Here is a 12,942-nt window from a genome sequence, read left to right as displayed (position 1 = left end):
AAGAGCGGACGGGAAGGACGACCCGTAAGTGATCGAGTCCGCTGAGGAGGACATTGAAGTCCCTGAGTTCTCCCCCACTCCAGAAAACGTGGTACGTTCGATTGGATGCTGACCTTAACGGAACCAGAGCGAAACGGTGAACGCTCGAGTCAAGCGTACGTACAGCGCGTTCGTCCGTTCACGACGCTGGTGGAAGCAGTTTCGTGAACTTGCCCGTGCGTGTATCGTCCATAATCTCGACCGAACCTTCTACCGATCAGTATAGGTGAAGAACGTATCGTTCAGTACAGGCCAAGCACACATCGCTCAGCACAGTGGATAAATATGTCAGGAATCGAATGTAACTTGAAAGGAAGAATGGATTCTTATCCTAAATTCATGCTCGTCGCCGCGACAGGGCTATTGATTGGGATTCCACTTTGGATGGCTGTCCTCTCTCCTGAAATGCTCTCTCTCAGACTATTCACCAGTTTCGTATTTTGGGGTATAGTAGTCAGTCTACTACTCGTAATGCTATTCGGGTTTTGGGTCGGCCAGCGGTCAAAATACACCTGATGTGTCTCGAAGTGGCCACTCAATATGCATGTGTAGTGAGCAGTAGTTTCATGCAATCAGGTGTCTAAAGAAGAGGATTTCAACAGAGCCAACCTGGCCACTAGGGTTGCCACGCCCTCCCCAACCAATTTCTTCTCGCGGGCGCTGCGAGGCGGTTTCACCGCCTCGACAGTTGCGGTGCATAGCGCCGCGCACTGCCCGTTCGAATGGTCCGCGGAACCGTTGGTTCTGCGCTACGCTCGTTTCACTCGCTCATCCCTCGCGATCCGAACCGCGAGGGGATCGCGGTTCAGCGCGCCAACAGCGTTTGTTGCGATCGCTCGAGTAGAGTCGGCCGAAAAACGAAAGCCAGATATTTGCTCTAAAGCCCGTTACAACGGCTCCTCGCCGTCGATAATCCGCTTCGCACGATCGGCCAGCGCCGGCACGCGCTCCTCCATCTTCGGGTACATCGGGTTGTCGCTGTTGCCCTCGAGATACCGTCGGAAGAACATCTCGCCGAGACCGGCCAGCTTGTAGACGGCGAGCGTGCGGTAGAACCGCTCGTGTTCGAACTCGAGCCCGGTGAGGTCCTCCCAGCGTGCAACGAGTTCGGGCCGGCTAGAGTACCCCTCTTGCTCCATGAATTGGGTGGTGAGTTCGGGAATCGACGGCTCGGGGTCCTTCGCGTCGCGCCAGTAGGAGAGCATCCAGCCCAGATCGGCGCGCGGGTCACCCAGCGTGGACATCTCCCAGTCGAAGACGGCGATCAGCTCTGGCGGTGTCCCTGATGCGAACATGACGTTGTCGAGTTTGTAATCCCCGTGGACGAGCGTGTGGGGGTGGTCTTCGGGGACATTGTCCCGGAGCCAGTCGCCGACCTCGTGGAGGACGGGTACTTCTCGTTCGTCTTCGGTGACCTCGAACGCCCACGAGAGCTGTTTGCCCCAGCGGTCGACCTGCCGTTGCGTGTAGCCGGCAGGCCGGCCGAACTCGCCGAGATCGATCTCCTCGTAGTCGAGCCGGTGGATCTTCGCGAGGGTGTCGACGAGTTCCTCGCCGATCCGCTCGCGCTGTTCCGGCGCGGCGAACCGCTCCGGTTCGTCCTCCCGGAGCACGTCGCCCTCGAGTCGATCCATGACGTAGAAGTCGCTGCCGATGATGTCGTGGTCCTCGCAGGCGAGCACCGGGGTGGGAACCGGGACGTCGGTGTCCGCGACCGCGTTTATGACGTTGTACTCCCGGATAACGTCGTGGGCCGTGTCGGCGGTCTCGCCCGGCGGCGGCCGGCGGATGACCAGTTCGCGGTCACCCCACGTGACGAACAGCGTTTCGTTCGAATGTCCTTCTTGATGCCGCTCGACGTCGTATTCGTCCGCCTCACCGAGATGCTCCTCGAGGTGCGCGGCGAGCGCGTCCTCGTCGACGAGACGTTCGTAGTAGTTCTCGCTCATAGTGGCTGGTGAACTCCGTCCGATCGGACGACTGCAGTGTCGTCTCTCGAACGCTGGTTCGTACTGATGGTGTACGGTACCATTACTTCTCTGCTTAACGAAAGTAGTTTCGGGTGTGATTTAGTCTAACATCGTTGGGGTGTCAGATGGTGCCAACGTTCTCGTCCGAGTTGAATCTATTACACTAATTATCGTCGTCTGCGTGTGGAGTGTGAGACGCCGAGCAAGCGCGTTCACCACTCGAACCTCGCCGAGCGTGACAACGGATCTTGAGCCATTCGAGGAGATGCGCGCCGCGCTCAAACAGTACGCCGAAACGGACGTCCAGCCGCTGTTCGAACTCGCGGATGCACGGCCGTTCTCGGCGTAACTACTGTTCGATCTCCTCGAGTTGCCTGCTCGCCTCAGAGATTTCACTGTTCGCGTTCGCTACAGCGTCAATTCGGTCGCTCAGTTTAACAATCTCAACATCCGAATCATAGTAAAGCAATCCCTCATCGGCCAGCTTTGGGAGGTGTTTGTGAACTAAATCGATATACACATCCTGCCTGTCCGTATTTTCTATTGAGGCGATGCGTCCTGCAATTGATTCCACCCCGAGAGGTTTCTCCGCCAATTGCAGAAGCTGGATTACATGCCATGAACGGGTATCCAATACAAGCTTTGCGAGCGTCTGTGCCTCAGTAGAGAACGGCTCCGAATCAACACTGATCAGTTGAACGTCATCGTGGGTGCTAGTAGCGATATCTAAATGATATCGCTCGTTAGAGATCGCCGCAAACAGTGCTACTACTCCTCCACCGAGTGCTCCGAGAATCACAAGCAGTTCGGGGTTGATTACAGCTTCTCCGCCAATTTGCTCAGCACGAATGTATCCAAAAAGTAGCAGTGCTGCAACAGCGACTCCAATAACACACCACTTTGCGATATTCCACCCATCTTCTTGAGGAACGTGGTGCGCTGCGATCCAGTATCCACCATACACAATTGTTGCCGCCGGTATACTGACAAGCGCGAGTTCCGTTACCCAGACGACCATCGGCTCCGGGTGCGTAACGACATATCCAATCCCGAAGAGTCCTAGTACTGCACCAACGGCTGTTATCAGCCACGATGCTAAATCGTACTGTACAGTTCGATTATCGTGTATGGTATTGGCACCCATGATCCTCTCATACCTGATTTGTTATCGCCAGATATAATTCTTTTATGAAACCCTATGATAACGACGGAGCATAATTCAACCCGACCATTGATATGCTCTATTGTAATCGGTCTGCCTCACTACTATCTGTAGCATCTATACCGTACTGAATCGACTGATTATCTTCGCGTCATCGTTGCCGGCTCCGCGGCCACTGTAAGCACCGTCTCGACGAGCACTATGAGTGCGTTGCCGATCGCCGGGAACCACGTGATCGTCGGTATCGATTTAGTCGGTTCCACACCCGGTCAGTCCAGCCGGCGTCTTCGGTGATCTCGACAGATTCCCGTTCCCCGTTGCCGTCCGTGTAGGCCATCAACACGTGCCTTTCGCCGTCGTTTCGTGTGAGCACTTCGCCGTCGCGTGCGTCTCCGCTGACGGCGATTGCATCCCCGTTTCGCCAATGAACCGCGTTTTCGGGGTCGTAGTTCTCGAGATGAACCGTCACGGCCACATTGCTGTTGACCGGCATCTCGTATAGCCCTTCGACGATCGAGAGATCGAACTCGTGGTCGTTCCCCGAGAGTACCGGGTCGGGCTGGACGTGCAGCTCACCGAGATTCTCGTCGGGATCAATCACGGCCGGCACGTCGATGCTGTCCCCGTCAGTTTCGAGTCGGGCGTCTGTGAGCGTATCGCCCGTGACTGCGTAGTCGCCCACGGCGGACGTGCCCGCTCGGACGGTCGCGTGATCGGACAGTGCGCGGTCAGACCGCGTGCAGGCGCTCGGTGACCGTGAACTCGTGGCCGCTCGCGCTCTCGAGTGTGAATCGGACGCGATGGACGCCGTCACCTGTCGCTTCGAACGCAACGCGGTCGTCGGTGGCGTCGATCTCCTCGTGATCGGTGACGTAGAGTTGGCCGTCGGAGCGTCGTAGTGGAAGTACTCGGTGTGGTCGATCTGGCTTTAGAGACGGTCCACGGTCGAGGCGCTAATCGCTTCGACAGGTCGGTCGAACGGGTGTTCACTGAGTACGCTACACACGGCCATCGTCATCCCAAACTCTTTTGACCGAGACTGACTAACTGGTTAGTCAAGTGACGAAGAAACGCAGCGACGGTCCCAGCAACTCGAGGCCGACCGGTTGTCAAGCCCTCGTCGATCGATCAAACGCGACCAACAGCCGCAGGTCGTAGCGTCGTGGGATCGACAAATCCCATTCGACGACTGCGCGACGCCGTGAGCGGCGCGGAGACGAGTCGCTCCGTCGTGATCGGTGCGGTCATCCTGAGTACGTTCTTCGTCGGCTTCGGCGGCGGCGTGATCTTCCCGATCCTGCCGAACCTCGGCATCGTCCTCGGAATCTCGCCGTTTCTCGTTGGACTCATCCTCAGCGCGAACCGCTTTTCGCGGCTGTTCGCGAACGCGCCGGCCGGCGTGCTCGTCGACCGCGTCGGCACGCGCAAACCGTTCGTCGCCGGGATGATCGTCCAGTCCGTCGCGACGTTCGGCTACGTCCTCGCCATGATCTCGGCACGGCCCGAACTGTGGTTTCTTCCGGACGTTCCCGCGGCGTGGTTCCTCGGCTCGAGGATCATCTGGGGCGTCGGGAGCGCGGCCGTCTTCGCGACCGCGTACACGATCGCGTCCGACGTCAGCGACGGGAGCTCGCGCGGCGCGAACATGGGACTCATCCGCGGGGGAATGCTCTTCGGGTTTCCCAGCGGGGTCGTCGTCGGCGGGATCATCAGCGAACTCTCGGGAACGGTCTCGGCCTTCGCCGTCGCGACGCTGTTCGCCGTCCTTGCGAGCGTGATCGCCTATGCAACGATCCCGGAGACCCACATCGAGGGCGACGACCACCGCTCGGTCTCACCGTGGGACGTCGATACGAGCGTTCCGGCCCTGACCGTCGGACTGGTGAACTTCGCCGTGCTGTTCGCCTACATCGGCGCGCTGTTCGCGACGCTCGTCCTCTTTCTCGATCACAACGGTCTCGGCGTCTTCGGCTTCGACGCGCAGGCCTCGTCGGGGATCTTCATGGCCGTCACGGTCGTCGCCGCTGGCATCTTCATGTTCCTCGGCGGCTACGTCAGCGACCGAACGGAGTCGCGGATTCCGACGCTGCTGGTGTTTCTCGGAACATCCTTCGTCGGGTTCATCCTGCTCGCGATGGCCGACTCTCTCGTCACGCTTACGGGAGCGTGTCTGCTGATCGGCGCCGGACAGGGCGGTACCAGCGGCCCGCTGATGGCGCTGCTCGCCGACCTCACCCCCGACGAGCGGATGGGGCGTGCAGTCGGGACGAACAACGTCCTCGGGGACGTCGGCGGCGGACTCGGCCCGATCGTCTCCCTCCCGCTCGTCGACCTGTTCGGCTTCTGGCCGATTTACGTGGCCTGTGCGATACTCCCCGTCGTCGCCGGCGCAATCTTGCTCGGCGGCGTCTACCGTGAGACGGGCCGGTATCTCCCGAACCTGCAGGTGCTCGAGGAGTCCGCTCGCGCGTCGAGTCGAACGTCGGAACACGCCGATTGAACGGTTTGGCCGTCGAAGCGGTATCCGACAGACGCAAGCATCGGCGTCTTTACCGACTGTCGACTACTGTAGCTGAGACCAGAATGAGTACATCAGACGAGGATTTCGGTCCACTCGACGTAACCGTTCGGGGACCGGGAGAGCCTGAGGTCATCATCGTCGCCGGCGTCCACGGCGACGAGATGAGTGGCATCCGCGCGGTGCGCCGCCTGCGCGAGGCCGACCTCGACCTCCAGCGTGGCGTCGCGTTCGTCCTCGCCAATCCGGCCGCCATTGAAGCCGGCGAACGCTACCTCGATTCGGACCTCAATCGCGTGTTCCCCGGCGATCCGGACGGCGATCGAGAGGAACGCATCGCCGCCCGTCTCTGCGAGCTGGTCGGGGGTCGCACATCGCTCTCGCTGCACGGTACCGAGGCCGGGCCTACGCCGTTCGCGCTGATACACAGCGCTCAGGAACGCGAGTTCGAACTGGCCTCGGAGCTCCCGGTTCCGCACGTCGTCGATCACTGGGGGGTGAACGAGCACACGATCACGACGTGTGGCTTCACCGTCGAGATCGAACTCGCCGCGGAGAACTCCGAGGAGGCGGTCGATTCGGCCGAGTACCAGGCTCGTGCGTTCCTCCAGCGTGTGGACGCGCTCCCCGGTGACCCACCGGAGGCCGATCCGGACTTCTTCCACATGGGCGAGCCCGTTCCGAAGCCCGACGGTGAGTCGTACGAGTTACACGTCGAGAACTTCGAACGCGTTCCCGAGGGAACCGTCTACGCGACCGTCGACGGGGAGGAGCTGACCGCCGACGAGCCGTTCTGGCCGATCATCATGTCCGCCGACGGTGCGGACGATATCTTCGGCTACCAGGGACACAAGATCGGCGAGTCGCTCGAGGACGTAACAGAGAACTGGATCGGCGAGAACCGAGACCCACGGGAGTCCGAATAGCCGGCGAATCGACGTTCCCCCTCAGCGGGTCCCCTCACCCACCGAGTCGGGCTGACAGAGCCACTCGTGTACGATCGCCCGGAGGCTCGCCTGGGTGATCTCAGCGACGTCGTCGCGCTCGAGAGTTACCTGATAGATCCGCGAGCCGTTGATGCTGGCCAGCAGTAGCGTCGCGACCTGTTCCGGGTCGACGTCGCGGAAGACGCCCTGTTCGATCCCCTCCTCGACGATCGCGATCACGGTCGCCTCGACGGTCTCGTAGTTGCGGCTCAACTGCCGGCGGAACTCGTCGTTGTGCGGGGCCTCCGTACGCACCTCGAGCATCGCGGTCGTCAGCTCCCAGTGGTCGAACGTCCCTCGCTCGGGCGGGCCGAACAGCAGCGTATCGATCAGGGCCTCGAGCCGTTCGGCGGGGTCGCCGCGGCCCTCGACGGCGATGTTCTGCTCGAACGCCGAGAGGAGATACTCGAGAAACGCGACGAGCAGGGCTTCCTTGGTGTCGTAGTGGTAGTGGAGGACGCCTTTCGTCTTGTCGAACTCGTCGGCGATCGCCTGCATCGTCAGGTTCGCGTAGCCGTGTTTGCAGAGCGCGCGATACGTGGCTCGCATGATCGCCTCCTCGGTGTCGACGGGTTCGCCGTCGGCATCTCCCCCCATGTTACATCTCCCGTCGCAAAATATCCAAAAAAGGGTTTGGGTATCGGTCGACGGCGTCTCGAGTCGAATCCCGTTCCGAGTCCGCCCCTCAACCGTCCGGCCGCTCGCGTTCGACGATCTCGAGCACCTCCTCGAGCGACTCGATTCGGTACGCCACGGCGGGACCGTCCTCGGCGCCGAAGGCGACGCCGTGGATGCCCATCTCGTCCGCTCCCTTCACGTCGTGGTCGTAGCGGTCGCCGATCATCAGCGACCATTCGGGGTCGGCGTCGGCCTTCTCGAGTGCGGTCTCGAATATCGCTGGATCCGGTTTTGTCCGACCCACCTCCTCGGAAGTGGTAATCGAGTCGAACGCCTTGCGGACGCCGAAGGCCTCGAGCATCTCCTTGCCCGCGTCGTCGTCGACGTCGCTCACTACGCCGACGTGGACGTCGCGCCGAGCGAGTTCGCGGATCGTCTCGACGGCGCCCGAAATCGGCTCGATCGACGACTGGACGTGTCGCTCGAAGACGGGTTCCCACCGCTCGCGCGGAAGGTCCTCGCCGACGAGGGCCTCGACGCCCGTCGCGTAGGCTTCGCGGGCCGACTGGAACTCGGTGCCCTCGCGCTCCCGGAAGTGGTCCCCGACGGCCGTCCGCCACGCGTCGACGGCCTCTTCGACCGACGGCTCGAGGTCGTGTTCCTCGACCAGCTCTTCGATAAAGGCGGCGTGAGCGGCCTGGACAGACTCGAGTTCGAGGATGACGCCCCCGATGTCCCAGAAGACGGCGTCCCACGCTGTAGTGCTGGTCTCGTTGGCCTCGCCGCCAGTCAGCCCGTCGCTCTCGCGGGCGTCATCACTCACCGTTCCGCCCTCCGTACCGTCGACCGATCGACCTCGTCGATGCTCGCACAGCCCGAGAGCCCGACCGTCAGGTCGACGTCGGCCAGGAGGTTCTCGAGGACCGCCCGAACGCCGTCCTCGCCGCCGATGCCCAGTCCCAGGGCGTACGGCCGGCCCAGCAACACCGCGTCGGCGCCGAGTGCGACGGCCCGGAAGACGTCGCTCCCGCGGCGAATCCCGCTGTCGAAGAGCACGGGGACGTCCTCGTCGTCGTCGGTCGCATCCTCGACGGCGTCGACCACGTCCGGCAGCGCATCGAGCGCGGGGATCGCGCCGTCGACCTGTCGGCCGCCGTGGTTCGAGACGATCAGGCCGTCGACGCCGCGTTCGACGGCCTCGCGGGCGTCGTCGGGGTGGAGGACGCCTTTGACGAGGACTGGGAGGTCCGTCTGCTCGTCCAACCACTCGAGGTCGTCCCAGGTGAGCGAGGCGTCGCCGAAGCACTCGCTCCAGGATTCGATCGACGCCTCGGGGTCGGCCCACGGGTCGTTACCCTCGAGTCGGTCGCAGAAAGCGGGATCCTCGAAGTAGTTCTTGAGGCCCTGACCCTGCAGGAAGGGGAGATAGCCGAGTTCGATGTCGCGCTCGCGCCAGCCCATCTTCGGCGTGTCGAGGGTGACGACGACGGCCTCGTAGCCGGCGTCTTCGGCGCGCTCGAGGAAGCTGGCCGCAACCGCCCGATCGGAACTCCAGTAGAGCTGGAACCAGCCCGGACTGTCGCTCAGCTCCTCGGCCACCTCTTCGAAGGTGTAGGAGGAGACTGAGCTCAGGACCATCGGAATCCCGAACTCGCGGGCCGCGCGGGCGACGGCGAGTTCGGCCTCGTCGTGGAGGATGCCCTGCACGCCGATCGGCGCAAGCATGACCGGGGCCGGATACTCGCGGCCGAAGAGTTCGATCGAGAGGTCGCGACTCGAGACGTCCCGCATCATTCGGGGAACGATCTGCCAGGCGTCGAACGCTCGGTCGTTGGCTCGCACCGTCGACTCCGAGCCCGCGCCGCCCGCGACGTAGGCGAACGCCTCGTCGCTCAGTTCCTCGCGGGCGCGCTCGACCAGCTCCTCGTAGGCGACCGGGAACTCGGGGGGCTGACCCTCGAGCATGCCCTTGCGGTACACGTCCTGTTGTCGCTTTGGTCCGTACTGCGGGGTGTCTTTTGGGGTGTCGTCTGTCATGGATGCTCCGGCGACGGGCAATTCGTGCCGATAGTCGGTGCGAGCCCGTCGCTGTCTGTGTATCTGTGCCAGCGATTGCCACTCACTTAATCCTACGCTCTTCGGTACCGACGGCCATCTTTATTAACAGTGTCTCCATATCCTCGAGTGGACCTAACAATGGTAACCCGACGCCCGCAGTTAGCAGGTGACCGCGCATGAGTACCGCCCAGTTCAGCGTCGACGGCGACGTCGCCATTATCACCGGCTCCTCGAGCGGGATCGGCCGCGGCATCGCCGAACGCTTCGCCGCCGACGGCGTCGACGTCGTCGTCTGCTCGCGCGAACAGGAGAACGTCGACCCCGTCGCCGAAGAGATCAACGCGAGCGACAGCCCCGGCGAGGCGCTGGCCATCGAGTGCGACGTGACCGAGCGCGAGGCCGTCGAGGCGCTCGTCGAAGCCACCGTCGAGGAGTTCGGCGGCCTGGACGTACTGGTTAACAACGCCGGCGCGTCGTTCATGGCCGACTTCGACGACGTCTCGGAGAACGGCTGGAAGACCATCGTCGACATCAACCTCCACGGAACCTACAACTGCACGCACGCCGCCGCTGAGCACCTCAAGGACGGCGGCGGCACCGTCGTCAACTTCGCGAGCGTCGCCGGCCAGCGCGGCTCGCCGCTGATGAGCCCCTACGGCGCCTCCAAGGCGGGCGTCATCAACCTCACCACGACGCTCTCCTACGAGTGGGCCGACGAGGGCGTTCGCGTCAACTGCATCGCGCCCGGCTTCGTCGCCACGCCCGGCGTCGAGAGCCAGATGGGCGTCTCCGCGGACAACATCGACCGCGATGAGGTCGCCCGCCGAATCGGCACCGTCGAGGAAATCGCCGACGTCACGCAGTTCCTCGCCAGCCCCGCCTCGTCGTACGTCGTCGGCGAGACGATCACCGTCCAGGGCGTCCCGCAGATCAGCGAAGAGCGGGACGTCTGAGCGCCGAACGGAGCCTCGAGCCCGAAACAACGCTCGTTCCGTCGCCACCGGTTCCCATACACCCAAAAGGCCGCGTTTCGTCTATGAAAGACGATGACAGACAGAGACGTTCACCTTCCGGTCGCGGCCCAACCGACCGTCGACTCGATCGTCGACTACACCACACTGGCGGAGGAGGGCGGCTACGACTGCGCCTGGCTCCCCGAGACGTGGGGCCGAGACGGCGTGGTCGTCCTGACCGCGATGGCCGAACGGACCGAGTCGATCGATCTCGGCTCGAGCATTCTCAACACCTACTCGCGCTCGCCGGCCCTGCTAGGCCAGACGGCGGCAACGATGCAGGAGGTCTCCGACGGTCGGTTCCGCCTCGGACTCGGCCCGAGCGGCCCCGTCGTGATCGAGAACTGGCACGGGATGGAGTACGGCAACCCGCTCCGGCGAACCCGCGAAACCGTCGAAATCGTCCGCGAGGTGCTCTCCGGAGAGCCGGTCAACTACGACGGCGATGACTTTCAGCTCTCGGGCTTCCGGCTGCGCTGTGACGCGCCGGAGCCGTCCCCGCCGATCGAGGTCACCGGGATGGGACCGAAGGCCGTCGAACTCGCCGGTCGCTTCGCCGACGGCTGGCACGGCATCATGCTCACGCCCGATGGAATGGCCGACCGACTCGAGGACATCGAGCGCGGTGCGGAACTCGGGGACCGAGATCCCGACGACGTTCACGTCACGACCGGCGTCACCTGCTGTGCCCTCGAGGACGCCGACCGGGCGCGCGAACTCACGCGCCAGCACATCGGCTTCTACATCGGCGGCATGGGCACGTTCTACCGCGACGCCTTAGAGCGCCAGGGCTACGAGGAGGCTCCCGAGATCCACGACGCGTGGCAGGACGGCGACCGAGAGCGCGCGCTCGAACTGGTCGACGAGAGCATCCTCGACGATCTCTGTGCGTTCGGGACGCCCGAAGAGACGCGAGAGCAACTCGAGGCCTACGAGGCCGTCGAGGGGCTCGATTCGATCGCGATCAGTTTCCCGCGCGGGGCTGACGAAGACACGGTCAAGCAGACGATGGAAGCCGTCGCACCCGACGCGTCCTGACGCCGGAATCGGCAGTCCACCCGCGACGGGCTCGGCCGCGTCGACAGGTACGCAGCGGTTCTCGCCGTCGTCGTGAACACGACTCGAGGCGGTGTGTAACGGCTAATTTGAATACGATACCTCTCCGTAGCCGGTAACACGGGTTCGATAGTCGACGACCGAACTGACTCTCGCGTTCACTCGAGGGGGCTCATTGGAGAGTAGCCGATTTGTTTGGGCTGATAGATATTCGAACGAGTGTACTGAACACTGGGCACAGATGCGGTATAGACTGAGACGAGATCCGCGAGAATTAGTGATCCGCCAGTACAGGAGTCTCATTCCGCACACACATTGTCCTTCTTGGCGTTCTTCAAATTAGTATAGAGGTGAAAAATCCAGTAGGCGGCAGAACTTGCAACCACCAATCCAACGAAACCAAGCAGAGTATCCACGAGACCACTTCCTACAAAAAGAACACCAACTGCGAAATAGAGTCCAGCGAGGCCCGCTATCGTGAGTAGTGCGACAAGAATTCGGTGGATGGAAAAAGAGGGGTTCCCGTCTCAGCAGTGCTTTCAGGAATATATAAAATTTCCAACTATAGAGTGTAAAAGTACTCTGGTGTCGTGAGCAGATAGTTCATCAGTTTCGGCGCGAAACAAACGGGTCGTTGTGCTACACTACTGCTCTATATCCAGCATCCTTTTCTTAACACTACCTGAAGGAATTATCCCGCTCGACCCCCGAGATCCGATATGCAGTGGTGCGACAAGCCGACGAGATCACCCGGGAACGAGAGTGTGAGTTCCTGGAACCGAAACTCGAGGGGAGAAGTGACGTGACTAACGATCCGCTCCCGGCCGAACACCGATCGCCGCTGGCTACACTCGTAGACGAGGTGCTCGCGGGCGTCGGCTACGAGGTAGCGGCTGCCACCGACGCCGTCGACGACGCTATCCCCGGATACGGTGGCCTATTCGATCCCGAAACCACCTCGTCCGAACTGCGTCGTGCGCTCGAGAGCCTCTTAGAGTCTGGACTCAGTCGGCCACCCATCCCCGAGCCGACGAGCGACGCGTTCGTCCTCTACGTCGACGGCAGTTCGCGCGGGAATCCCGGCCCCGCGGGGGCGGGCGCTGTCATCGTGGACGCTTCGGGGGACCAGATCGCCCGCCTCGGCCGACCCGTCGGCTCCCGAACGGGGAACAACACCGCCGAGTACGTCGCCCTCCAACTCGGGCTCGCCGAGCTGTTGGCTCGCTACGAGCCGCGCAGGGTGGAGGTCCGCATCGATTCGATGACGGTCATCCGAGACGTCTGGGGTGGCGACGATCCGACGGAACCGGGCGTCGAGAGGTATAGCGAGGCCGTGACGACGGCGCTCTCGAGCATCCCGGTCCACCGGTACACGCATCTGGCCGACAGCGACCCGAACCCCGCCGACGCACTGGCGACGGTGGGTGCCGATATGGCGACCTTCGGACCCTGATAATTGGTGAACGCGGTATACGCGAAGCGACTGGCTCCTCAAAACCCATCTCGACGAAAAAACCTATCA

The 12,942-nt window shown here is 62.4% G+C and carries 12 protein-coding genes and 1 pseudogene; 7 read left to right on the top strand and 6 right to left on the bottom strand.

The genetic code is table 11. The annotated features are described in order from the left end of the window. Positions 1-77: 77 nt before the first annotated feature. A pseudogene (locus ACSFC5_RS04655) lies at positions 78-265 on the top strand (IS5/IS1182 family transposase); the annotation flags it as partial. A 661-nt stretch (positions 266-926) separates the two neighbouring features. Here the strand turns inward: ACSFC5_RS04655 and ACSFC5_RS04650 are convergent. From ACSFC5_RS04650 to ACSFC5_RS04640, 3 genes are all read right to left on the bottom strand, one after another. Then, a complete protein-coding gene (locus tag ACSFC5_RS04650; RefSeq protein WP_440764080.1) occupies positions 927-1,988 on the bottom strand; it encodes a phosphotransferase family protein in 1,062 nt (353 codons plus the stop codon). A gap of 370 nt (positions 1,989-2,358) precedes the next feature. Then, positions 2,359-3,153: a DUF7344 domain-containing protein gene (locus ACSFC5_RS04645; RefSeq protein ID WP_440764079.1), complete on the bottom strand. Its 795-nt coding sequence runs from the start codon at positions 3,151-3,153 to the stop codon at positions 2,359-2,361. Between the two features lie 217 nt (positions 3,154-3,370). Continuing rightward, positions 3,371-3,853: a hypothetical protein gene (locus ACSFC5_RS04640; RefSeq protein WP_440764078.1), complete on the bottom strand. Its 483-nt coding sequence runs from the start codon at positions 3,851-3,853 to the stop codon at positions 3,371-3,373. Between the two features lie 82 nt (positions 3,854-3,935). On the opposite strand from ACSFC5_RS04640, the gene ACSFC5_RS04635 reads away from it, so the two are divergent. The 3 genes from ACSFC5_RS04635 to ACSFC5_RS04625 all read left to right on the top strand — a co-directional run bounded on the left by ACSFC5_RS04635 (position 3,936) and on the right by ACSFC5_RS04625 (position 6,615). Beyond that, entirely contained in the window at positions 3,936-4,070 is a 135-nt protein-coding gene (locus tag ACSFC5_RS04635; RefSeq protein WP_440764077.1) for a hypothetical protein, read from the top strand. Positions 4,071-4,333: 263 nt separating this feature from the next. Next, complete coding sequence (locus tag ACSFC5_RS04630; RefSeq protein WP_440764076.1) at positions 4,334-5,671, top strand: MFS transporter; 1,338 nt, start codon at positions 4,334-4,336, stop codon at positions 5,669-5,671. 83 nt (positions 5,672-5,754) lie between these two features. Next, positions 5,755-6,615, top strand: coding sequence for a M14 family metallopeptidase (locus tag ACSFC5_RS04625; protein WP_440764075.1), 861 nt, complete (start codon positions 5,755-5,757; stop codon positions 6,613-6,615). Between the two features lie 21 nt (positions 6,616-6,636). Here ACSFC5_RS04625 and ACSFC5_RS04620 read toward each other — a convergent pair whose 3' ends face one another. The 3 genes from ACSFC5_RS04620 to ACSFC5_RS04610 all read right to left on the bottom strand — a co-directional run bounded on the left by ACSFC5_RS04620 (position 6,637) and on the right by ACSFC5_RS04610 (position 9,330). Continuing rightward, positions 6,637-7,272 (bottom strand): TetR/AcrR family transcriptional regulator, encoded by a 636-nt coding sequence (locus tag ACSFC5_RS04620; protein ID WP_440764074.1) that lies wholly within the window; start codon positions 7,270-7,272, stop codon positions 6,637-6,639. 88 nt (positions 7,273-7,360) lie between these two features. Then, positions 7,361-8,086 (bottom strand): HAD family hydrolase, encoded by a 726-nt coding sequence (locus ACSFC5_RS04615; protein WP_440765022.1) that lies wholly within the window; start codon positions 8,084-8,086, stop codon positions 7,361-7,363. A 26-nt stretch (positions 8,087-8,112) separates the two neighbouring features. After that, positions 8,113-9,330 (bottom strand): lactate 2-monooxygenase, encoded by a 1,218-nt coding sequence (locus ACSFC5_RS04610; protein ID WP_440764073.1) that lies wholly within the window; start codon positions 9,328-9,330, stop codon positions 8,113-8,115. Positions 9,331-9,527: 197 nt separating this feature from the next. On the opposite strand from ACSFC5_RS04610, the gene ACSFC5_RS04605 reads away from it, so the two are divergent. From ACSFC5_RS04605 to ACSFC5_RS04595, 3 genes are all read left to right on the top strand, one after another. Further along, entirely contained in the window at positions 9,528-10,304 is a 777-nt protein-coding gene (locus ACSFC5_RS04605; RefSeq protein ID WP_440764072.1) for an SDR family NAD(P)-dependent oxidoreductase, read from the top strand. A 93-nt stretch (positions 10,305-10,397) separates the two neighbouring features. Then, the gene (locus ACSFC5_RS04600) at positions 10,398-11,402 is read left to right on the top strand and encodes a TIGR04024 family LLM class F420-dependent oxidoreductase (RefSeq protein WP_440764071.1); all 1,005 of its coding nucleotides are present in this window, start codon (positions 10,398-10,400) and stop codon (positions 11,400-11,402) included. Positions 11,403-12,222: 820 nt separating this feature from the next. Further along, positions 12,223-12,873 (top strand): ribonuclease HI family protein, encoded by a 651-nt coding sequence (locus tag ACSFC5_RS04595; RefSeq protein WP_440764070.1) that lies wholly within the window; start codon positions 12,223-12,225, stop codon positions 12,871-12,873. Positions 12,874-12,942 lie beyond the last annotated feature (69 nt).

The organism is Natronorubrum marinum (genome assembly GCF_052040125.1).
Classification (GTDB): domain Archaea; phylum Halobacteriota; class Halobacteria; order Halobacteriales; family Natrialbaceae; genus Natronorubrum.
Note: the sequence above shows the minus strand (reverse complement) of the source record. Positions and strands in the feature narration are given on the sequence as shown.

Excerpts from the sequence above, each read along its gene's own strand:
- ACSFC5_RS04650 (WP_440764080.1), bottom strand. The coding sequence starts at position 1,988 with ATGAGCGAGAACTACTACGAACGTCTCGTCGACGAGGACGCGCTCGCC.
- ACSFC5_RS04645 (WP_440764079.1), bottom strand. The coding sequence starts at position 3,153 with ATGGGTGCCAATACCATACACGATAATCGAACTGTACAGTACGATTTA.
- ACSFC5_RS04625 (WP_440764075.1), top strand. The coding sequence starts at position 5,755 with ATGAGTACATCAGACGAGGATTTCGGTCCACTCGACGTAACCGTTCGG.
- ACSFC5_RS04620 (WP_440764074.1), bottom strand. The coding sequence starts at position 7,272 with ATGGGGGGAGATGCCGACGGCGAACCCGTCGACACCGAGGAGGCGATC.
- ACSFC5_RS04610 (WP_440764073.1), bottom strand. The coding sequence starts at position 9,330 with ATGACAGACGACACCCCAAAAGACACCCCGCAGTACGGACCAAAGCGA.
- ACSFC5_RS04605 (WP_440764072.1), top strand. The coding sequence starts at position 9,528 with ATGAGTACCGCCCAGTTCAGCGTCGACGGCGACGTCGCCATTATCACC.
- ACSFC5_RS04600 (WP_440764071.1), top strand. The coding sequence starts at position 10,398 with ATGACAGACAGAGACGTTCACCTTCCGGTCGCGGCCCAACCGACCGTC.